The organism is Lysobacter sp. Soil_N_23 (genome assembly GCF_057656135.1).
The window spans coordinates 91023-112207 of record NZ_JBDGKY010000013.1; the positions used below are offsets into that span (position 1 = coordinate 91023).

Below are 21185 nucleotides of genomic sequence, written 5' to 3' on the forward strand. Positions count from 1 at the left end.
TGGGTTCCCGCCTTCACGGGAATGACGGGATGGAAACAGATCGGGGTAGTACGGACGGAAACAAAAAGCCCGGCACTTGGCCGGGCTTCCTGAAGTTGCGTGCTGCAGGAATCAGAGGCGCAGCGGCATCACGACGTGGCGGCAGCGGTCGTTCGCGGCTTCACGAACCAGCGCGGACGAGTTGGCATCGCGCAGGGCGATGACGACATGCTCGTCCTTGAGCGCGGAGAGTGCGTCGAGCAGGTAGTTGACGTTGAATCCCACGGCCAGGTCGTCAACCTTGGTGTCGGCTTCGACTTCTTCCTGCGCTTCTTCCTGCTCCGGGTTGTGCGCGCTGATCTTCAGCTGGCCCGGAGAAACCTCCAGGCGCACGCCGCGGTACTTCTCGTTCGACAGGATCGCGGCGCGCTGCAGCGAGGCACGCAGCACTTCGCGGTCGATGCGGATCTCGCGGTCGGCGCCGATCGGAATCACCGCCTCGTAGTCCGGGAAGCGGCCGTCGATCAACTTGCTGGTAAAGGTCACGTCGTCGCGCTTCACGCGCAAGTGCCCGCGACCCATCTCCAGCTCGAGTTCGCGCTCGCCGCCTTCGAGCAGGCGCTGCAGTTCCTGCACGCCCTTGCGCGGCACGATGATCTGGCGCTTGGTCTGGGCACCGTTCTCCAGCGCCGATTCGCACAGCGCGAGGCGGTGGCCGTCGGTCGCCACGCAGCGCAGGCTCGATTCGCGCAGGTCGAACAGCAGGCCATTGAGGTAGTAACGGACGTCCTGCTGCGCCATCGCGAAGGCAGTGCGTTCGATCAGTTCCTTCAACGCCGCTTCCGGCACGCGTACGCGCTCGGTGGCTTCGACTTCGTCGATCGACGGGAAGTCGTTCGCCGGCAGGCTCGCCAGGGTGAAGCGCGAACGGCCGGCTTGCACCGTGATCTTCTCGGCCGACTGCGAAATGGTGACCTTGCTGCCGTCGGGCAGGGCTCGGACGATTTCGAACAGCTTCCGCGCCGGGATCGTGGTTTCACCGTCCTGGGCGTCATCGACCAGAACGCGCGACACCATCTCCACTTCCAGGTCGGTACCGGTCAGCGACAGCTGTCCGTCCTTGACCTGGACCAGCAGGTTGGCCAGAACCGGAAGGGTCTGGCGGCGCTCGACAACGTTGACGACCTGAGCGAGCGGCTTGAGAAAGACTTCGCGTTGAAGGCTGAAACGCATGCGGACCCCGTCCCCGTGCCATTACTAAAGATGTGGAATAAATCAAAAGCATGGTGGTGGTGGAGTCGCCGAAAATCCGGTAAAACTACACCAAGCATTTGATTTACAAGGAATTTGTTACCTTCGAAACTTCGGTAGAACCAGCCCCGTAAGTCCCGGACAATCTGTGGACAACTCTAACGCACCGGTGAAGGGTGTGAATTGTCCACAACTTGTGCCCGCAACATACACGGCTTACCCGCAGGCATTGAGGATAAGTATGTCTCGCCCGGCGCAGCTTTGCGCTGTCGCCTCAGGCCGACCTACTCACTGAGCTTGCGGATCAGCTTGTCCCAGTCTTCCTGCAGCTTGCCGTCGGTTTCCTTCAGCGTGCGGATCTGCCGGCAGGCATGCAGCACGGTGGTGTGGTCGCGGCCAGCGAAAGCATCGCCAATCTCCGGCAGACTGTGCTCGGTCAGTTCCTTGGCCAGGGCCATCGCCATCTGCCGCGGACGCGCCAGCGAGCGCGTGCGGCGCTTGGACAGCAGGTCCTTCATCTGCAGGCCGTAGTAGTCGGCCACGGTCTTCTGGATGTTGGGAATGCCGATCGCCTGCTGCTGCGCGCGCAACAGGTCGCGCAGGGTTTCCTGGGCGAACTCGACGGTGATCGCGCGGCCGGTGAAGTTGGCGCGTGCGGCCAGGGTGTTGAGGGCGCCCTCGAGGTCGCGCACGTTGCTGCGCATCTTCTTGGCGAGCAGGAAGGCGACTTCCTCGGGAATGTTGGCGCCGCGCTCGCGCGCCTTCGACAGCACGATCTGGGCGCGGGTCTCGAAGTCCGGCGGCTCGATCGCCACGCTCAGGCCCCAGGCCAGGCGTGACTTCAGGCGCGGCTCCAGGCCCTCGACTTCGCGCGGGTAGCGGTCGCAGGTCAGGATGATCTGCTGCTTGCCGTCGAAGAGCTGGTTGAAGGTGTGGAAGAACTCTTCCTGGGTGCGATCCTTGCCGGCGAAAAACTGGATGTCGTCGATCAGCAGCGCGTCGACCTGCTGGAACTGGCGCTTGAACGCATCCATGGTCTTGTCCTGCAGCGACTTCATCATCGCGCTGAAGAACTGCTCGCTGCGCAGGTACAGCACGCGCATGTTCGGGTTGGCGCTGCGCATGGCGTTGCCGGCGGCGAACATCAGGTGGGTCTTGCCCAGACCGGTGCCGCCGTACAGCAGCAGCGGGTTGTGGGCACGGTCGCCGGGCTTGAGCGAGGCCTGCCATGCAGCGGCGCGGCCGAGCTGGTTGCTGCGGCCTTCGACGAAGTTGTCGAAGGTGTAGTGGTTGTCGAGGTGGCCGTTGAACGGCTCCGACGGCACGGCGCGCGCCACCGGGATCGGTTCGTTCTGGGGGACGTGCGGAGCCGCGCGCGGCAGCGAGCCGATTTCCAGGCTCACCTCGCCACTGCCGACGAAGTAGGTCAGCAGCTCGCGGATACGGGCCAGGTAGCGTTCGCGCACGTGTTCGACCACGAACGCATTGGGCGCGTACAGCACGGTGACATCGTCGCGCTGGGCAGCCTGCAACGGCTTGAGCCAGGTGTGGACATCTTCGGCCGGCAGTTCGGCTTCAAGGCGTTCGAGGCAGCGGGGCCAGGCTTCCATCAGGTCGGGCGTCTTCTTCTGTTGCGGTCTGCGGGCCTGTGGCCACGGACGAAAAGCGGCCCGCCGCGCGATGAGCGCATCGCGGCGAACGGGGCGGGGGGTGGAGTCCAGACTATCACCGCGAATCGGCGCGGAACAGGACTTGTCCACAGGATGTCCCCGGTGTAGCAGGGGCATCCCCCAAAGTTTGCTGTGCAAACTTCGGGCCCCACTTCGTGTCTTCCATACCCCGTTCGCGCTGCGCGCGAATCGCCCCCTAACTTGGGGGTAGGGTGAACCCGGCACGCCGGGCCACCCCCAAAGTTTGCGTTGCAAACTTCGGGCCCCACTTCGTGTTTCCATACCCCATTCGCGCTACGCGCGAATCGCCCCCTAACTTAGGGGTAGGGTGAACCCGGCACGCCGGGCCCACCCCCAAAGTTTGCGCTGCAAACTTCGGGCCCCACTTCGTGTTTTCCATACCCCATTCGCGCTGCGCGCGAATCGCCCCCTAACTTAGGGGGCTGCCCCGTGCTCCTGAGCGCTTGCGGCGGCTGTTGTAGGAGCGAGCTTGCTCGCGAACAGGCCTTTGGGCGTCGGACGCGTTTGGTCGCGAGCAAGCTCGCTCCTACGGGCCGGGGTTTGGCGGGTTGACCTGCGGTTCTTGGACCCGCTAGAATCGCCGGTCCTATTTGACGTTTTCGCAGAGCCGGATCATGGCCACCAAGCGCACCTATCAGCCCAGCAACCTCAAGCGCAAGCGCGACCACGGCTTCCGTGCCCGCATGGCGACTGCCGACGGCCGCAAGATCCTTGCCCGTCGCCGCGCCAAGGGCCGCAAGCGTCTCTGCGCCTAAGCGTCGCCGCTGCCGCCTCGTGCGGCAGCCGACCGGCCTGCGCCGGTGGTCCCTACACCGGAAGTCATAAGATGACCTCGGCCCGCTTCCCGCGCACGGCGCGGGTACGCGCGCGTTCCGACTTCGATCGCATCTTCCAGCATGGCCGGCGCGTAGCGCTACCCGTGCTGGCTTTGCATTGGCAGGCCAGCGAGACACCTGCCCGCCTGGGCCTGGCCGTCTCGCGCAAGGTCGATCCCAACGCGGTCGGCCGCAACCGCATCAAGCGCGTCCTGCGCGATACCTTCCGTCAGATCCGCGGCGAACTCGCCGCGGGCGACTATGTCGTGGTCGCGCGTCCCGCCGCCGCGCGCAGCACTGGCCCGGAACTCGCCGCGGCCCTGCGCGGTCTGTTGCAGCGCTGCGGCGCCTTGCCTGCCGCCTCGCCACCGACTTCGTTGCCCCCGACTTCGGCGACCGGCACAATGCCGGCCGCTTCCCCTTCCGCCCCAATGCCTGACTCCGGTCAAGGCTGAGCCTGCCTGTCGCCCATGAACCAGACCCGTGTTTTTCTGATCTTCGCCTGGCTGATGGTGGCGACCCTGCTGTGGATGGAGTGGGGCAAGGAGAAGGCCGCGCCGGCCGAACCTGCGCAAACTTCGACCGCGACTGCCGCCGCTGCCAACGGCTCCGTGCCGGGCGCGCCGACGGCCCCTGCCGCTCCTGGCGCCGTGCCCAGCGCACCGAGCATGGCCGCAGCCGCATCGCCGGCCACCGCGGGCGCCCCTGCAGCGCCGACTGCGACCGTCACCACCGACGTGCTCAAGGTCGTCCTCGATGGCGGCGAGCTGCGCCAGGCCGACCTGCTGAAGTATCCGAGCACGGCCGACCGCGACAGCGCGCCGGTGCGCGTGTTCGCGCAGGACCCGTCCACCTACTTCGTCGCCCAGAGCGGCTGGGTCCAGGGCGGCGCCGCCGGCAGCCAGAACGCACCCACCCACGAAGCCGGCTTCGTGCCCGAAGGCGGCAAGACCGACTACACACTGGCTGACGGCGCTTCCAGCGTCGACGTGCCCTTCGTCTGGACCGGCGCCGACGGCGTGACCATCCGACGCACCTATACCTTCAGCCGCGGCGACTATGTGGTGAAGGTGCGCGACGAAGTTGTCAACGCCGGCAGCGCGCCGTGGCAGGGTTTCGTCTATCGCCAGCTCAGCCGCGTTCCGCGCGCACTGGTGAAGAAGGGCCCGATGAGCGCCGAGCAGTACAGCTTCCAGGGCGCGGCGTGGTACTCGAGCGCCGACAAGTACGAGAAGCGCAAGTACGACGACTTCGTCGACGACGGCCCGCTGCAGAAGGAAGTCACCGGCGGCTGGGTCGGCATGCTGCAGCACCACTTCTTCTCGGCCTGGATTCCGGGCGCCAACGACAAGAGCACCTTCTCGCTGGCGACCACGCAAGGTACCGGCGGCACCCAGTACGTGGTGCGCGAGGTCGGTCCGGGCGTGAACGTCGCCCCGGGCACCAAGGCCAGCACCGAGGCGCGCCTGTGGGTCGGCCCGAAGCTGGTCAAGGCGATCGAAGCGCAGAACGTCCCCGGCCTCGATCGCGCGGTCGACTTCAGCAGCTTCAGCATCATGGCGACGATCGCCAGCTGGCTGTTCTGGGTGCTGGAGCAGATCTACCGCCTGGTCGGCAACTGGGGCTGGTCGATCGTCGGCCTGGTGCTGCTGATCAAACTGGCGATGTACCCGCTGTCCGCGGCGCAGTACAAGTCGATGGCCAAGATGCGCAAGTTCCAGCCGCGCATGGCGCAGCTCAAGGAGCGCTACGGCGACGACAAGCAGAAGCTGCAGATGGCGATGATGGAGCTGTACAAGAAGGAGAAGATCAATCCGGTCGGCGGCTGCCTGCCGATCCTGTTGCAGATGCCGGTGTTCCTGGCGCTGTACTGGATGCTGTCGGAGTCGGTCGAGCTGCGCCATGCGCCGTGGATCGGCTGGATCACCGACCTGACCTCGCGCGATCCCTACTTCGTGTTGCCGCTGATCAACGTCGCGGTGATGTGGTTCACGCAGAAGCTCAACCCGACCGCCGGCATGGACCCGATGCAGGCGAAGATGATGCAGTTCATGCCGCTGGTGTTCGGCGTGATGTTCGCCTTCTTCCCGGCCGGCCTGGTGCTGTACTGGGTGACCAACGGCGCGCTCGGCCTGCTGCAGCAGTGGTGGATGGTCAAGCGCTACAGCGAGGAGCCGGCCAAGGCCTGAGCCTTGCGGCAATGAATGTCACGGAGCCCGCCGCAAGGCGGGCTTTGTGTTTCTGGAGAGGGGTATCTGCGACCATATCGCCATGACCTTGTCCGACCGCGACACCATCGCCGCGATCGCCACCGCTCCCGGCGCGGGCGGCGTCGGCATCGTGCGTCTGTCCGGTCCGCGCTCGCGCGCCATCGCAGAGAGTCTTTGCGCGCGCACGCTCAGGCCGCGCCATGCCCACCACGTGCGCTTCGCTGCCGACGACGGCGCTGCCATCGACGACGGCATCGCCCTCTACTTCGCCGCGCCGGCCAGCTACACCGGCGAGGACGTGGTCGAGTTGCAGGCGCACGGCAGCCCGGCCGTGTTGCAGGAACTGGTGACCCGTTGCGTCGCGCTCGGTGCGCGACGGGCGCGACCGGGTGAGTTCAGCGAACGCGCCTTCCTCGAAGGTCGCCTCGACCTGGCCCAGGCCGAAGCGGTCGCCGACCTGATCGCCGCTGCCGATGTCCGTGCCGCACGCGCGGCGCGACGGGCACTGGAAGGTGAGCTTTCCCGTCGCGTCGATGCGCTGGCAGAAGAGTTGCTGGCCATCCGCGTGCACGTCGAGGCGGCGATCGATTTCGCCGACGAGCCGATCGACACGCTCGGCGGTGCGCAGCTTCGCGCGCGACTGGCGACCACGGCTCTGGCCCTGGACGAACTGCTCGCCGCCGCCGAACGCGGCCGCCGCCTGCGCGATGGCCTGCACGCGGTGATCGTCGGCCCGCCCAACGCCGGCAAGAGTTCGTTGCTCAACGTGCTCGCCGGCAGTGACCGCGCCATCGTCACCGACATCGCCGGCACCACCCGCGACCTGCTGCACGAAACCATCCGCATCGATGGCGTCGAACTGACCCTGGTCGACACCGCCGGCCTGCGCGAGGGCGGCGACGTCATCGAGCGCGAGGGCATGCGCCGCGCCCGCGGTGAACTCGGTCGCGCCGATCTGGCCATCGTCGTGCTCGATGCGCGCGAACCCGAGGCCGGCCGCGTTGCCGTGATCGACGCGATCGCCGATGTTCCCGAGCGTCTGTGGTTGCACAACAAGGCCGACCTGCTCGACACGCCGGCCACTGCCATCGCCGCCGACACGCTCCAGGTTTCTGCACGAACAGGGCTGGGCGTGGACGCGTTGCACGCGCGCCTTCGCCAACTCGCCCAGGGCAACGACGACGGCCCCGGGGAAGGCGCCTTCACCGCCCGCGCCCGACACGTCGATGCCCTGGCCCAGGCCAAGGTCGAACTGGCCGATGCCCGCGTCCACCTCGACCACGAGGCACTGGACCTTGCTGCCGAAGCCCTGCGCCTGGCGCACGAGCAGTTGGGCAAGATCACCGGACGCGTCCGCGCCGATGACCTGCTCGGGCACATCTTCTCGAGCTTCTGCATCGGCAAGTAGTCCGGGCAGTGCCAATTGCGCCGCGCTTGACCCGGATCAAGCACTCGCCGCGCGCGCGCTCGCAAAGTGCCCCGAAGGGACGACGCACTTTCGCGTCGCCATGGCCCAGGAGCGCACGATGGAAACCCTCGACACCGACGTGACCATCATCGGCGCAGGCCCGGTTGGCCTGTGCCTCGCCCGTGCCCTGTCGGGCGCGGGTCTGGACATCACCGTGGTCGAGCGACAAGCCGAAGCGGCGCTGTCGACCCCGTCATTCGACGGCCGCGAGATCGGCCTGACCCACCGCTCCCGCGCGCACATGCAGCGCCTGGGTTTGTGGCAGCGACTGGCGCCCGAGGACGTGTCGCCGTTGCGGGACATGCAGGTGTTCAACGGCGACTCGTTGCGATCGATGCACGTGAGCCACCGGGGCAGTGGCCGCGACGAGCTGGGCTACCTGGTTTCCAACCAGGGCATCCGCGCGGCCGCGTTCGCCGCGACGAGCGAAGCCGGCGACATCCGGCTCCTCGACAGCTCCCGCGTCATCGCCGTCGACAGCGACGCCGACTGCGCGCGCGTGCGCCTGGAAGGAGGGCGCGAGCTGGTGTCGAAGCTGCTGGTCGCTGCCGACAGCCGGTTCTCCGAGACGCGCCGCACGTTCGGCATCGGCACACGCATGTTCGATGTGGGCCGATCGATGCTGGTGTGCCGGGTAACGCACGACATCCCTCACGACGACATCGCCTGGGAGTGGTTCGGTGTCGGCCAGACCCTGGCCCGCCTGCCGCTGGGCAGCGCGCAACCACCCGGGCATCGATCCTCGCTGGTCCTGACCCTGCCAGCACGGGAGATGCGCGATGTCCAGGCGCTCGATGACGACGCGTTCGCACGCGAGATGGAGCGCAGAAGCAGCGGTCGCCTTGGCACCATCCATTCGATCAGCGAGCGTCATGTCTATCCGCTGGTCACCACCTATCCCAAGCGCTTCAGCAGCCATCGCTTCGCCCTGATCGGCGATGCCGCGGTCGGCATGCACCCGGTCACGGCGCATGGATTCAACTTCGGACTGATGAGCGTGCAGGCCCTGGCCAGCGAAATCCTGCAGGCTGCCGCGGCCGGCACGGACATCGCCGCGCCGGAGCGATTGGCGCGATACGACCGCGAACACCGCCGCGCCACCTTGCCTCTGTACCTGGCGACGCGGGGCATCGTGGGGCTGTACACCGACGATCGCCGCCCGGCGCGGATGCTTCGCACGGCGCTGCTGCGCGTGGGCGACGGGCTGGTGCCGTTGAAGCGACTGCTGGTGGCGTCGCTGACCAATGACGGCGCCGCTCCGGCCCGCGGGGGTGTGCGTTCGGCGTCCCAGGGCAGTGCCTGAACGGGTCAAAGCCAAAACCCCGGTTCCGACCCGGGCCGGGCAGATGGTAGGCTGCTGCCGCCACCGCTTGACAAACACGGCCCGCTCACGCGATTAAGAGCCGTGTGCTCGTGACGGCGCACTTCAGGGGAGCTTTGCCAATATGACCGTCGTAAATCCGCAAGCCCGGCGTTCCAGCCGGCTGTCCGCCGTAAAGCAGCTGTCCGCCGTGCTGGCCTTTGCCTGCGCGCTGGCCGCCTGCCAGAAAGAAGAGCCAGCGCCGGAGAGCGCGGCTGCACCTGCAACCACCGCCGCCGCACCCGCGGTGACGGCCGACACCGCGGTGTCGGCCAAGGTAACGGCCATGACGGCCGACCAGTTGCGCGAGGCGGCTCGCAAGGCCTATGCCGAGAACCGCCTGTATGCCCCGGCCGAGGACAACGCGGTCGAGTACTACCTGGCCCTGCGTGACAAGTCGCCCGGCGACGCCGCCGTGTCGAGCGCGCTGACCGACCTGCTGCCGATGACGGTCATCGCCATCGAACAGAGCGTCAACCGCGAAGACTTCGCCGAAGCGCAGCGCCTGTCGGCCCTGCTCGAGAAGGCCGACGCGCAGCACCCGGCGCTGGCCCGCCTCAAGACCAGCATCGCCGCCCAGCAGGAAGCTGTAGGCAAGCGTGCCGCCCAGCAGCAGCTGACTGCCGAGGAAGAGACCAAGCGCAGGGCGGAGCTCGAACTCAAGCGTGTCGAGGATCAGAAGAAGCAGCAGGAAGAAGCTGCCAAGCTCCTGGCCCAGCAGACCAAGGCCGCTGCCGACAAGGCTGCCGCGGACAAGCTTGCCGCCGACAAGGCGGCTGCTGACAAGGCCGCTGCCGACCAGCGTGCCGCCGAGCAGCGTGCCGCGGTGGCGCGCCAGACCGCTGCTGCACCGGCCAGTGCCGATGCCAGCGATCTGCGCCCGCTGTCGATGCCGCCGCCGCGTTATCCGCCGGAAGCTCTGCGTGCCGGTACCTCGGGTGAGGTGCAGGTGGAGTTCACCGTCGGCACCGATGGCTCGGTCACCGCCGCCCGCGTGGTGCGTTCCAACCCGGCGCGCATCTTCGATCGCGAGGCGGTCAACGCAGTACGCAAGTGGCGCTTCCAGCCGGTCGACTCGCCGGTGACCACGCGCCGCACGATCGGCTTCAATCCGCAGAGCTGATCAGGCCAGCGTCGCGGGGACGGTTGGGGAACCGGACCCGCAGACGCAAGGCAGCAACAGGAAAGCCCGGCGCAAGCCGGGCTTTTCTTTGGGCCTTCGGGTTTTCCGTTTCGGTGTGGCGTCGTCCGCCGGGCCGGGGATTGCTCCGCCCCTTAGTCGGACATCCTGTCCGAATGCGGGGCGTGGGCCATCCATGGCCCACTGCTGCGCAATCCCCGGCCCGGCGGACGACGCTTCGGCAATTCGTTGCATGGTCTTCGGTGGCCCTCACCCCAACCCCTCTCCCGTAAACGGGAGAGGGGCTTTCCACGTCATTGGAAGCCCGTCATTCCCGCGAAGGCGGGGACCCAGCGTCGTTGCTCTTATGCTCGTCATTCCCGCGAAGGCGGGAACCTCACCCCAACCCCTCTCCCGCATGCGGGAGAGGGGCTCGGATCTTCCTCAGCCGGAGATCGCCAGGCGCTCCTGGTGATAGCGCCGCACCGCCGCGAACCAGAGCAGGGCCGCAACTCCGAAGCCCGCCGCCAGGTAGATCGCCCATACCTGCGGGTCGATCGACTCACCGCGGATCACCTTGAGCAGCATCTGGTTCTGCGCAAGGAACGGCACCGTGAACTGCCACATCTGCGTCTTGATCGGATTCACCGCCAACGCGATGGTCGGGATCATCGGCAGCAGCATCAACCACGTCATGTGGCTCTGTGCCTCCTTCATGCTCTTGGCCGTCGCCGACAGCAGCGTCAGCAGCGTCGTGCCAATGAACAACATCGGCAACAGCACCAGCAGCATTTTTCCGATCGCGGCGAAGCTGACATCGAGCATCTTGCCGACACTGGTGCCGACCTGCGCGCTGAACTTGAAGGCGAGTAGCGTCAACAACAGCGACAGCAATCCAAGCGCACACGCGGCGGCGATCTTGCCGCTGACGATCGCACCGCGGCGGGCAGGAGTTGCCAGCAACGGCTCGAGCGACTGACGCTCACGTTCACCGGCAGTGGCATCCATGATCAGGTAGGCACCGCCGAGGAACGACATCAGGATCAGCAGGTACGGCATGATCGACGACAGCACCAGGCCGCGTTTCGCATCCTCGGTGGCCAGGTCGCGACTGCCGACGTTGAGCGCACGCGTGATCGACGGATCGATGCCACGGGCGAGCAGGCGCAACGCACCGACCTGGTCGCCGTATGCCGTCAGCGCCGCGCGCAACCGCGCACCCGGAATGTCGCTGTCGCGACGCGTGCTGTCGCGAACGATCTCCACCAGCGCCGGCTGGCCGTCGTGCCAGTTGCGGGGGAAGCCGACACTGATGCGCATGGCGACGTCGATGTCCTGGCGTGCGATTGCCGCGTCCAGATCGGCCGGCGCCGGCTTGGCCTGGATGCCCTGCGTGGCCAGGAACGCCACCAGGTTGGGCGCTCGCTCGATGCCTACGGTCGGAACCTCCAGTACCTTGTCCAGTTGCGTCTTGGCGCGGCTCTCGGCGAGCGTGCCGATGCCGATCATCAGCAGCGGATACAGCAGCGGTCCCATCAGCAGGGCCAGTGCCAGCGTGCGACGGTCACGCGAGATGTCGCGCAGTTCCTTGCGCATCACCGACCACAACGTGGCGATGCTGCTGCTGCGGGGAGCCTTGTCGGATTGGATCGAACTCATGCGTGCAGGCCCTCTTCCGAACCGATCGCCTTGACGAAGGCATCCTCGAGATTGGTCTCGCCGGTCTGCGCACGCAGCTCGTCGGCACTGCCGGCGGCGACCACCTGGCCCTTGGCGATGATGACGATGCGGTCACACAGCGCGGCGACCTCCTGCATGATGTGGCTGGAGAAGATCACGCAGCGGCCCTCGGCGCGAAGCTGCTGGAGGAAGGTGCGCATGGCGCGCGTGGTCATCACGTCCAGGCCGTTGGTCGGCTCGTCCAGGATCACGTTGCGCGGGTCGTGCACGAGTGCGCGTGCGATCGCGGTCTTGGTGCGCTGGCCCTGCGAGAAGCCTTCGGTCTGGCGGTCGAGGATGTCGTGCATCTGCAACGCGTCGGCCAGTGTCTGCGTGCGCTGCGCGATGGCCTGCGCGGACATGCCGTGCAGCTCGCCGAAGTAGGCGATGTTTTCGCGCGCGGTCAGGCGCTTGTACACGCCGCGTGCATCGGGCAACACGCCCAGTGCACGGCGCACCGCTTCCGGGTCGCGCCCGGCATCGACGCCATCGACCATCACCTGGCCGGCATCGGGCTTCATCAGTGTGTAGAGCATGCGCAGCGTGGTGGTCTTGCCGGCGCCGTTGGGTCCGAGCAGGCCGGTGATCTGGCCATCGTGCGCTTCGAAGTTGACGCCATCGACGGCACGCACGGTGCCGGTCTTGGTCTTGAAGCTCTTGTGCAGGTCGTTGGCGATGATCATGGTTCCCACCCGTTGAAGCCGGTGAACGGTGGCACGTAGCCGATCGTGTCCAGGCACTTGGCATCGAGCTTTCGTGCGTCGGTCGACTCGATGAACTGGCCGACCAGCTTGGGCAGGCAGCCGACGCCGCCGACGTTGTGGCCCTGCCCGCGCAGAACCAGATGACGACCGTTGGGCAGACCCTTGAGCACCTGTTCGCCGTAGGCAGGCGGCGTTACCGGGTCGATCTCGCCCGACAGCAGCAGCGCCGGGACGTTCGACTTCAGCGGCTCATTGAAGCCGGCGGGCCGCGACCCGTGTGGCCAGCTCCTGCACGCGGCGAAGAACGCCGTTGCTACGTCGGCCCCCAGCACCGTCCCCGCATCGTCCGGGTCAGCACGATAGCGATCGGCATCCTCGGCGCAGATCACCGACCACTGCATGCTGCGTGACATCTGCCCGCCGACTTCGCGCGTCATCATCTGCGACAGCGCCATCAGCGGCGCGTAGCGACCGCGGTCGGCCTCGTCGATCACCACCGGCAGCAGCGATGCCATCTGCGGCATGTACGAGAACAGGTGGGTCAGACCGACCACGGTGTCGGCGGTGAGCGTGTCGTGCTTGACCTCGGCACTGGCGGGATCGCGGTACTCGACCTCCACCGGTGCGGTCGCAAGACGCGCCTTCAATGCATGCAGCTGTGTGCGCAGGTCCTGCGGGAAGCGCTTGCGGCAGCTCTCCAGCTTCTGGCATTGCGCAACCTGCAGGCCGAGCGCGCGCTCGAAGGTACGGGCGAACTCGCCGCCGACCACCAGCGAGTTGGGAGCGATGCCGTCGAGCACGATCGCCCGCGTGTGCTGCGGGTAGTGCGCGGCATACTGCTGTGCCACGCGCGTGCCGTACGACACGCCGACCAGGTTGATGCGGCTGACGCCGAGCGCCGCACGCACCGCATCGAGATCGGCGATGGCCTGGGTGGTGGTGTAGAAGCGCGGATCCGCCTTGTCGGTCAAGGCCTGCGCGCAGCGTCCGGCGTAGTCGGCAATGGCGTTGGCATCGGTCGCGTCGGCGTCGGGCAAGGCAAGCTCGCGGCCATTGCCGTCGCGGCAATCGAGCGGGCTGAGCTTGCCGGTGCCGCGCTGGTCGATCAGGACGATGTCACGCTGCTTGCGCACATCGCGCAGCGCCTGGTCGATCTGCGCGGCGTACTCGGTCGCGGCCTGTCCGGGGCCGCCGGCGAGGAAGAACACCGGGTCGGCGGTGCCGCCGGACTGGTCGCCGGCGGGCAGCCAGGCGATGTTGAGCGGGATCCGGCGGCCCACGCTCCTGCCATCATGGGGCGCGGCCGGATCCTCGGCGACTTCGAACTTCGCGCATTGCGCGTCGATGCTCGACGGCGACAGTGGCGCCGACAGCGTGCATGGCTCGAACGCGATCGTGCCGTACATCCTCTTGCCAGCGTCCTTCGCCGACGCAGAGTCCGCGACCTGCGAACTGCAGCCGGACAACAGCAGACCCAACGACAACGGAACCGCCGCGAGCGCGGCCGTCCTTCCCCCGATACTGCGCATGATGACCTCTCGTCCATAAGGCAAAGCGCCTTCAAGGATGCCAGACGAGGGGCGCGGGAAGAATGTGACCGGGTGGGAGCGGCCTCAGCCGCGAAGACGGCAAGGTGTCGGGTCGCGGCTGAAGCCGCTCCCTCCAGAGCCGGCCCTACTTGCTGCTGACGTACTTCTCGCGGCGGATCTGCGGCACCGGCAGGCCATGGACCTTGAGCGCCTCGAAGCAGGCATCGACCATGTTCGGATTGCCGCACAGGTAGGCGATGTCGTCGCCGGCACTGGGTGCGAACTCGTCCAGGTACTGCTGCACGTAGCCGTGGCGGACGTCGGCGTGCGCCTGCGCCGAGCCCGGCTCGGGCAACTCGCGCGAGAAGCACGGGACGAAGCGGAAGTTCTGCGGATGCCGGGCGGCGAAGGCGCGGAACTCATCGCCGTAGAGCAGCTCCACCGGCGTGCGCGCACCGAACAGCAGCACCACCTGGATGTCGCGCTCACGGATCAGCGCATCGAGCTGGGGCAGCATCGCCCGGTACGGCGTGACGCCGGTGCCGGTGCCGATCAGCAGGTAGCGCTTGTTGGCGTCGGCCGGCATCAGGCAGAAGCGGCCGAACGGACCGCTGGCGTCGACCCGGCCGCTGCCCTCCAGGCCCTCGAACAGCGCGGTGGCGGCGCCGCCGGCGACGTAGCTGACGGCGATCTCGACCGCCTCGCCCGGTCCCAGGGCGTGGTCGTGGATGGTCGCCAGCGAATAGCTGCGCTTGGTCGCGGTGCCGTCGGCGTAGGTGAAGTGGACCTGGATGAACTGGCCCGGGATGAAGTCCAGCGGCTGGCCATCGTCGCGGACGAAGGTGTAGTGGCCGACCGTGGGGGCCAGCATCCGGCGCGAAACGAGCTTGAGAGGGAAGTGCTGGATGGCCACGACAATACCGGTGGAAGTTGCAACAGACTGTAGCCGGAGTGCCGGCACGAGGCCGCCTATACTACCGGTTATCGCCGCGCGGCTCGCCGCGAAGGCGCGCTCCACAACAGGCCTCCCAGATGACCCCGGCTTCGAACCTCTCCACCGCGGCAGCCGCCGCGTCCGCGGCACCCAATTCCGCCGCCGCCGCCCCCGCACTGTCCGTGCGCGACCTGCGCAAGACCTACGACAACCGCGTCGAGGCGCTCAAGGGCGTGTCCCTGGACGTGGTCCCGGGCGATTTCTTCGCCCTGCTCGGCCCCAACGGCGCCGGCAAAAGCACCCTGATCGGCATCGTCAGCTCGCTGGTCAACCTCAGCGCCGGCTCGGTGTCGATCTTCGGCGTCGACCTGGCGCGCCAGCGCGACGCCGCCATGCGCCTGATCGGCCTGGTGCCGCAGGAGCTGAACTTCAACATGTTCGAGAAGCCCCTCGACATCCTGGTCAACTACGCCGGCTTCTACGGCGTGCCGCGCGAGGAGGCCCTGCAGCGCGCCGAGGTCGAGCTCAAGCGCGCGCACCTGTGGGAAAAGGCCAACATGATGAGCCGCACGCTGTCGGGCGGCATGAAGCGCCGGCTGATGATCGCGCGGGCGATGATGACCCAGCCGCGGCTGCTGATCCTCGACGAGCCCACCGCAGGCGTCGACATCGAGATCCGCCGCGGCATGTGGAAGACGCTCAAGGAGATCAATGCCGCCGGCACCACGATCATCCTGACCACGCACTATCTGGAGGAAGCCGAGAGCCTGTGCCGCAACCTGGCCATCATCGACCGTGGCCGCATCGTCGAGCAGGGTCCGATGAAGGCGCTGCTGGCCAAGCTCGACGTCGAGGGTTTCCTGCTCGACATCGACGGCCAGCTGCCGACGACGCTGCCGCTGATCGAAGGCACGACGCTGCTGGCCGCCGACGACCACACGCTCGATATCGAAATGCCGCGCGCGATGGACCTCAACCGCGTGTTCGCCGTGCTCGGCGATGCCGGGATCCGCGTGCGCTCGATGCGCACCAAGTCCAACCGCCTGGAGGAGCTGTTCGTCCGCCTGACCGGCGAGAACGCCCAGGACAGCACCGCGCAGGCACCGCCGGAACCGATGGCGTAACGCTCGTTTGAAGCTTGCTTGCTCCTCCGCCCGGAGCACACCACAACGCATTGCAGGACCAAGCATGAATACCGTCGTCGTCGCCAGGGAACTCACCGACCACCAGCGCAACCTGGTGGCGCTGGGCACGATCGTCCGCCGCGAGATCAACCGCATCCTGCGCATCTGGGGCCAGACCCTGGTGCCGCCGGCGATCACCATGACCCTGTACTTCCTGATCTTCGGCGGCCTGATCGGTTCGCGCGTGGGCGAGATGGACGGGATCAAGTACATGGACTTCATCGTCCCCGGGCTGGTGATGATGAGCGTGATCCAGAACAGCTACGGCAACATCTCGTCCTCGTTCTTCGGCGCCAAGTTCGGCCGCCACGTCGAGGAGCTGCTGGTCAGCCCGATGCCGAACTGGGTGATCCTGGGCGGCTACGTCGCCGGTGCGGTGCTGCGCGGCCTGATGGTCGGCGCGATCGTGCTGGTGATCGCGATGTTCTTCACCAAGGTGCGCATTCCGCATCCGCTGGTCACCTTCACCACCGTGCTGCTGGGCGCGACGATCTTCTCGCTGGCCGGTTTCGTCAACGCGGTGTACGCCAAGAAGTTCGACGACATCGCGATCGTGCCGACCTTCATCCTGACGCCGCTGACCTACCTGGGCGGCGTGTTCTACTCGGTCAAGCTGCTGCCGCCGTGGGCAGAGGCGATGACCCATGCCAACCCGATCTTCTACATGGTCAACGCGTTCCGCTACGGCCTGCTGGGCGTCAGCGACGTGCCGGTGTGGGTGGCCTACACGCTGATGATGGCCTTCGTCGTGGCGCTGGCATCGCTCGGCCTGTGGCTGCTCAAGCGCGGTGTCGGCCTGCGCAGCTGAGGATTCGTCTATATGCGTGTCCTGGTTCTCGGCGCCGGCGGAACCGGCGGCTACTTCGGCGGGCGCCTGGCGCAATCGGGTGCCGACATCACCTTCCTGGTGCGTCCGGCACGAGCCGTGCAGTTGCAGTCAAACGGCCTGGCACTGCGCAGCCCGCTCGGCGATGCCGACATCGACGTCGCGCATGTCACCGCCGAGGCACTGCCGGCGCTGGCGCGCGAGCGCCCGTTCGACCTGGTGCTGCTCAGCTGCAAGGCCTACGACCTCGACAGCGCGATGACCTCGGCGGCGCCGGCCGTCAGCGCCGGCACCGCGGTCCTGCCGATCCTCAACGGCCTCGCCCACTTCCCGCTGCTCGACGCCAGGTTTGGCGCCCACCGCGTGCTCGGCGGCCTGTGCTTCATCAGCGCGATGAAGGGGCCCAATGGTGAAGTGCTGCACCTTGGGCGCCCGGCCTCGATCACCTTCGGCGAGCGCGACGGCGACCCCGACAGCGAGCGCACGGCCGCCTTCGCCCGCCTGTGCGTGCATGCTGGCATCGACCACCTGCGCTCGCAGCGCATCGCCGCCGAGCAGTGGGCCAAGTACACCTTCCTGTCGGCCCTTGCCGCAGGCACCTGCCTGATGCGCGCGAGCGTCGGCCGCATCGTTGCTGCCGAAGGCGGGGACACGTTCATGCGGGCGCTCTACCGCGAATGCCTCGCGGTGGCGAAGGCGGCGGGCGAACCGATCCCGGACGCGGCGCAGCAGACCGCGCTGGAAACACTGACCAGGATCGATTCGCCGCTGACGGCTTCGATGCTGCGCGACCTGGAAGCCGGGCAACCGGTGGAAGCGCTGCAGATCGTCGGCGACATGCTGCACCGCGCGTACGCGGCATCGCAGCCGGCACCGCTGCTGGCTGCGGCGTGGTGCCATCTGCAGGCGTACGAGGCAGGGCGCTAATCGCAGGCCACGCCGGCGCCGTCGGCGTGGCACACGTCCGGCCAGCCGTGCTCGCGCCAGTACGCGGCCAGCCCACTGCGCTGCAGGTAGCGCTGGAACGCCGGGTCCTGGCGCAATGCGCGCGATTCGGGTTGCCAGAACACCCATTGGTACGACGCGTAGCCCAAACGCTGCACGGCATCGAGCCCGTCGATATCGCGGGCGTATTCGCGCACGGGCAGCAGCAGTCGGGTGAAATCGTAGGGGTACTGGCCGTGGCGAGGGTGGCGCTCGGAGACCCCGATCGCCGGCAGCACGGCCGGCCACAAAGCCGGATCACGCAGGGCAGCGACTGCGGCCAGTTCCGGCGTCCGCCATGGAACGTCCGCGGGCAGCGCCTCGACCAGCCGTTGTGCGGTCGTGTAGTCGCGTCGCCATATCGCGTTGAAGAACAGCGCGGTCGCGGCGCGATCGGGCGAGGCGATGGCCAGGTGCTCGCGGGCTTCATCGTGGCGACCCAGCGTGTCGAGGAGCCTTCCGCGCCAGAAGTGCAGGTCCTGGTCGTACGGAGCCAACAGCAGCGCGTCGTCGATCTCGCGCAGCGCCTGCTGCACATAGCCGACCGTCGCCAGCCGGTAAGCGTGCCAGCCGCGACACAGCGTGTCGGACGGTGCCAGCTCGATCGCACGCTTGGACAACCGCATGCAGTCGTCCCAGCGCTGCACGCGACAGGCGCGGGCAGCAAGGACGGCGTGTGCCTCCGATTGCCGCGGATCGAGCCGCAGTGCCCTGGCCGCGGCCTGTTCGGCCTGCGCGCGCAGTTCATCGCGCCCGGGCTGCGCCCACAGCGAGCGTACCCACAGGATCACGGCCAGTCCGCCCTGCGCACGCGCGTAGTCCGGATGCTCCAGCGTCAGCTCACGCAGGGCCGCTTCGGCGGCTTCCGCGCGATCCTCGTTGCCGCGCGGCGGCGCGTTGCGTGCCAGCAGGTAGCGTCGGTACAGCGCAGGATCCTCACCCTCGGTCGACGTCGCGCCTGACAGTCCCAGCTGGAGTTCCAGGGTGTTGGCGATCGCGTAGGCGATGCTGCGCTGGACGACGAAGATGTCGCGGAACTCGCGGTCGAAGCTCTGCGACCAGACGGTGCGATTGCCGTTGGCTTCGACCAGATGCAGGCTGATGCGCAGGCGCTCGCCGTCCTGGCGCACGCTGCCCTCGAGCAGGTGTGTCGCCTGCAGCTGTCTGGCGACCTCGGTCATCGGCAATTCGCCATCGCGGAACTTGAACGACGCGGTGTGCGAGATCACGCGCAAGCCGTCGATGTGGGCCAGCAGCCCGATCATCTCCTCGCTCAGGCCATCGGCGAAGGCCTGGCCGCGAGGATCCTCGCCGACCGCGCGCATCGGCAGCACGGCCAGCACCGGCGAGGTCATTGCGGTGCCCGTGGGCCGTGGCCACAACCACACGGCCACCGCCACTGCGACGAGCGCCGTCGCCGCGACGGCATATCGCAGCCACGGCCGCAGCCAGGGCCGCGCGCGGGGCGGTGCCTGCATGGGCGTCGGCGCATCCGGTGTCGCGACCGCGTCATCGTCGACGGCGTCCGCCGCGACTTCCACCCCGGTCGCGGCGGCCTGGACCGGCACTTCCGCCTCGACACTGGCCGCCTGCGCCGGCAGGTCGAAGCGGTAGCCATAGCCGTGCACGGTGTGCAGGTAGCGCGAGCGATGGGCGTCCTCGCCCAGGGCGTGCCGGACCAGGGTGATCACGCGGTTGAGCACGCCGGGGGTGACGTGGCGGTGACCCCAGACCTCGTCGAGGATCTCGTCGCGGCAGAACACCTGGCCCGGCGAGCCGACCAGCAGTTCGAGCACGGCGAAGGCCTTGGGCTCCAGCGACTGCGGCTGCCCTGCGCGCAGCAGGCGTCGGCCCGGCAGGTCCAGGACGATGTCGTCGAAGCGGAGCACGGGCGGAACAGGGCGGGTCATCGCGGCACGTGGAAAAACACCCATCTACGGATACGCGGGCCGGCGCAGCACACGGCCTAAGCATTCCCCAAGGTTGGGTCGCGAACCCATGCACAAGCCCGCGCGGGCCCTCACGTCGGCCTCAAGACCTGCCGGCGCCGCGGCGTCAGGCTGGCCACGCCGAAACCACCGGCGTCCCCGGGAGCCTCCCATGAACGCACCTGTTGCCCTGCTCGCAATCGCACTCGTCGCCGCCAACGCCATGGCCGCCGACCCCCAGGACGGCACCCTGGCGTCGACGATCACGATCGACTGCCAACGCCCGCAGCTGCCCAGCCAGCAGGCGGTAGCGCGGCTTACGGGTGTCGACAACTTCGGCCAGGCTTACGCCATGCGGGCCCGGCTGATGACCGACGCCCGTCGCGCCTGCCAGCGCAATCCCGGCGCCGACCAGGTCGTCATGACCAGGCCGCAGCCGTCCAAGTGGCTGGTCGACCGCTGAGGCGCCGGGCGCGGCAGTCAGCGCGGCAGGCGGAAGAATTCGCGGGCGGTGGCAGTGCTGTTGGCGGCCGCGGTGGCGACGTCCTCGCCGCGGCCGCGGGCCAGCTCTTCGACGATATGGGCCAGGTACATCGGCTCGTTGCGACGGTGCGGCGGCACCGGCCGGATCGTGCGCGGCAACAGGTAGGGCGCATCGGTCTCGATCATCAGGCGGTTGGCCGGGATCGATTTCACCAGCTCGCGCAGGTGCTGGCCGCGGCGCTCGTCGCAGAGCCAGCCGGTGATGCCGATGTGCCAGTCGCGGTCGAGATAGTCGAACAGCTCCTCGCGCGTGCCGGTGAAGCAATGCACCACCGCCGGGCCGATGCGGCCGTCGAAGTTGTTCATCATCGCCATGAAATCGGCGTGGGCATCGCGCTGGTGCAGGAACAGCGGCTTGCCCACGCCGTCGACAGCGTGGTCCACCGCGATCTGCAGCTGCTGTTCGAACGCCCGCCGCTGCGAAGGCCGCGGCGAGAAATCGCGGAAGTAGTCGAGCCCGCACTCGCCCACGGCGACCACTTCGGCGTGCGAGTGCAGTTCGCGCAACTCGGCATCGCACTCGCTGGTGTACTCGCTGGCGTGGTGGGGATGCACGCCGGCGGTGGCGAACAGCTCGCCCGGATGCTGTTTGGCCAGCTTCAGCGCCAGCGGCGAGTGCTCGCGGCTGGCGCCGGTGATCACCATCTGCACCACCCCGCCTTCGCGCGCACGGGCGAGCACGGCATCGCGGTCGTGGTCGAACGAGTCGTGGGTGAGGTTGGCGCCGATGTCGACCAGTTGCATGTCTGAAGGGGCATTGCGGGGCGGGGCAGTTTAGCAATGCGCGGTGGAGGGGCGGCGCGGGGGTGGGGCAGGAGCGCGAAGCGGGAATGTGAAGCGGGAAGAGGGAAGAGGGAAGGGGGAAGGGGGAAGGGGGAAGGGGGAACGAAAGGCGACCGGCACTGGCGCCACGTCGCACCAGAGGCCGCGCCGCCACCGA

General features: G+C 67.8%; 18 protein-coding genes. 10 read left to right on the forward strand and 8 right to left on the reverse strand.

Annotated elements, in window-relative coordinates; translation table 11 throughout:
* Nucleotides 1-111: 111 nt before the first annotated feature.
* Nucleotides 112-1212 carry a DNA polymerase III subunit beta gene (gene dnaN, locus AC3A3X_RS11430; RefSeq protein ID WP_487583146.1) on the reverse strand — a complete coding sequence of 367 codons (1101 nt, stop codon included), beginning with the start codon at nucleotides 1210-1212 and terminating at the stop codon, nucleotides 112-114.
* Nucleotides 1213-1514: 302 nt separating this feature from the next.
* A complete protein-coding gene (dnaA, locus tag AC3A3X_RS11435) occupies nucleotides 1515-2840 on the reverse strand; it encodes a chromosomal replication initiator protein DnaA (protein WP_487583147.1) in 1326 nt (441 codons plus the stop codon).
* A gap of 695 nt (nucleotides 2841-3535) precedes the next feature.
* On the opposite strand from dnaA, the gene rpmH reads away from it, so the two are divergent.
* The 6 genes from rpmH (at nucleotide 3536) to AC3A3X_RS11465 (ending at nucleotide 9897) form a co-directional block, all read left to right on the forward strand.
* Nucleotides 3536-3676: a 50S ribosomal protein L34 gene (gene rpmH / locus AC3A3X_RS11440; protein WP_031374044.1), complete on the forward strand. Its 141-nt coding sequence runs from the start codon at nucleotides 3536-3538 to the stop codon at nucleotides 3674-3676.
* 71 nt (nucleotides 3677-3747) lie between these two features.
* Entirely contained in the window at nucleotides 3748-4191 is a 444-nt protein-coding gene (gene rnpA / locus AC3A3X_RS11445; protein ID WP_487583148.1) for a ribonuclease P protein component, read from the forward strand.
* 15 nt (nucleotides 4192-4206) lie between these two features.
* Entirely contained in the window at nucleotides 4207-5925 is a 1719-nt protein-coding gene (gene yidC, locus AC3A3X_RS11450; RefSeq protein WP_487583149.1) for a membrane protein insertase YidC, read from the forward strand.
* An 82-nt stretch (nucleotides 5926-6007) separates the two neighbouring features.
* A complete protein-coding gene (gene mnmE, locus AC3A3X_RS11455) occupies nucleotides 6008-7354 on the forward strand; it encodes a tRNA uridine-5-carboxymethylaminomethyl(34) synthesis GTPase MnmE (RefSeq protein ID WP_487583150.1) in 1347 nt (448 codons plus the stop codon).
* 118 nt (nucleotides 7355-7472) lie between these two features.
* Complete coding sequence (gene ubiM / locus AC3A3X_RS11460; RefSeq protein ID WP_487583151.1) at nucleotides 7473-8717, forward strand: 5-demethoxyubiquinol-8 5-hydroxylase UbiM; 1245 nt, start codon at nucleotides 7473-7475, stop codon at nucleotides 8715-8717.
* 142 nt (nucleotides 8718-8859) lie between these two features.
* Nucleotides 8860-9897 carry an energy transducer TonB gene (locus AC3A3X_RS11465; protein ID WP_487583152.1) on the forward strand — a complete coding sequence of 346 codons (1038 nt, stop codon included), beginning with the start codon at nucleotides 8860-8862 and terminating at the stop codon, nucleotides 9895-9897.
* 441 nt (nucleotides 9898-10338) lie between these two features.
* On the opposite strand, the gene AC3A3X_RS11470 is transcribed toward AC3A3X_RS11465, so the two are convergent.
* The 4 genes from AC3A3X_RS11470 to AC3A3X_RS11485 form a co-directional block, all read right to left on the reverse strand.
* Nucleotides 10339-11553: an ABC transporter permease gene (locus AC3A3X_RS11470; protein ID WP_487583153.1), complete on the reverse strand. Its 1215-nt coding sequence runs from the start codon at nucleotides 11551-11553 to the stop codon at nucleotides 10339-10341.
* Complete coding sequence (locus AC3A3X_RS11475) at nucleotides 11550-12296, reverse strand: ABC transporter ATP-binding protein (protein ID WP_487583154.1); 747 nt, start codon at nucleotides 12294-12296, stop codon at nucleotides 11550-11552. Before AC3A3X_RS11475 ends, AC3A3X_RS11470 begins: the two co-directional genes overlap by 4 nt.
* The gene (locus tag AC3A3X_RS11480) at nucleotides 12293-13846 is read right to left on the reverse strand and encodes an alpha/beta hydrolase (RefSeq protein WP_487583155.1); all 1554 of its coding nucleotides are present in this window, start codon (nucleotides 13844-13846) and stop codon (nucleotides 12293-12295) included. Before AC3A3X_RS11480 ends, AC3A3X_RS11475 begins: the two co-directional genes overlap by 4 nt.
* A 145-nt stretch (nucleotides 13847-13991) precedes the next feature.
* Nucleotides 13992-14759: a ferredoxin--NADP reductase gene (locus AC3A3X_RS11485; protein WP_487583156.1), complete on the reverse strand. Its 768-nt coding sequence runs from the start codon at nucleotides 14757-14759 to the stop codon at nucleotides 13992-13994.
* Between the two features lie 119 nt (nucleotides 14760-14878).
* On the opposite strand from AC3A3X_RS11485, the gene AC3A3X_RS11490 reads away from it, so the two are divergent.
* From AC3A3X_RS11490 to panE, 3 genes are all read left to right on the forward strand, one after another.
* The gene (locus tag AC3A3X_RS11490; protein ID WP_487583157.1) at nucleotides 14879-15904 is read left to right on the forward strand and encodes an ABC transporter ATP-binding protein; all 1026 of its coding nucleotides are present in this window, start codon (nucleotides 14879-14881) and stop codon (nucleotides 15902-15904) included.
* Between the two features lie 64 nt (nucleotides 15905-15968).
* A complete protein-coding gene (locus tag AC3A3X_RS11495; protein WP_487583158.1) occupies nucleotides 15969-16772 on the forward strand; it encodes an ABC transporter permease in 804 nt (267 codons plus the stop codon).
* Between the two features lie 12 nt (nucleotides 16773-16784).
* Nucleotides 16785-17717, forward strand: coding sequence for a 2-dehydropantoate 2-reductase (gene panE, locus AC3A3X_RS11500; protein WP_487583159.1), 933 nt, complete (start codon nucleotides 16785-16787; stop codon nucleotides 17715-17717).
* Here panE and AC3A3X_RS11505 read toward each other — a convergent pair.
* Nucleotides 17714-19684, reverse strand: coding sequence for a winged helix-turn-helix domain-containing tetratricopeptide repeat protein (locus AC3A3X_RS11505; RefSeq protein ID WP_487583160.1), 1971 nt, complete (start codon nucleotides 19682-19684; stop codon nucleotides 17714-17716). The genes panE and AC3A3X_RS11505 overlap by 4 nt on opposite strands.
* 190 nt (nucleotides 19685-19874) lie before the next feature.
* Here AC3A3X_RS11505 and AC3A3X_RS11510 point away from each other — a divergent pair, with 190 nt between their 5' ends.
* The gene (locus tag AC3A3X_RS11510) at nucleotides 19875-20165 is read left to right on the forward strand and encodes a hypothetical protein (RefSeq protein ID WP_487583161.1); all 291 of its coding nucleotides are present in this window, start codon (nucleotides 19875-19877) and stop codon (nucleotides 20163-20165) included.
* A gap of 17 nt (nucleotides 20166-20182) precedes the next feature.
* Here AC3A3X_RS11510 and AC3A3X_RS11515 read toward each other — a convergent pair whose 3' ends face one another.
* Nucleotides 20183-20989 carry a TatD family hydrolase gene (locus AC3A3X_RS11515; RefSeq protein WP_487583162.1) on the reverse strand — a complete coding sequence of 269 codons (807 nt, stop codon included), beginning with the start codon at nucleotides 20987-20989 and terminating at the stop codon, nucleotides 20183-20185.
* Nucleotides 20990-21185 lie beyond the last annotated feature (196 nt).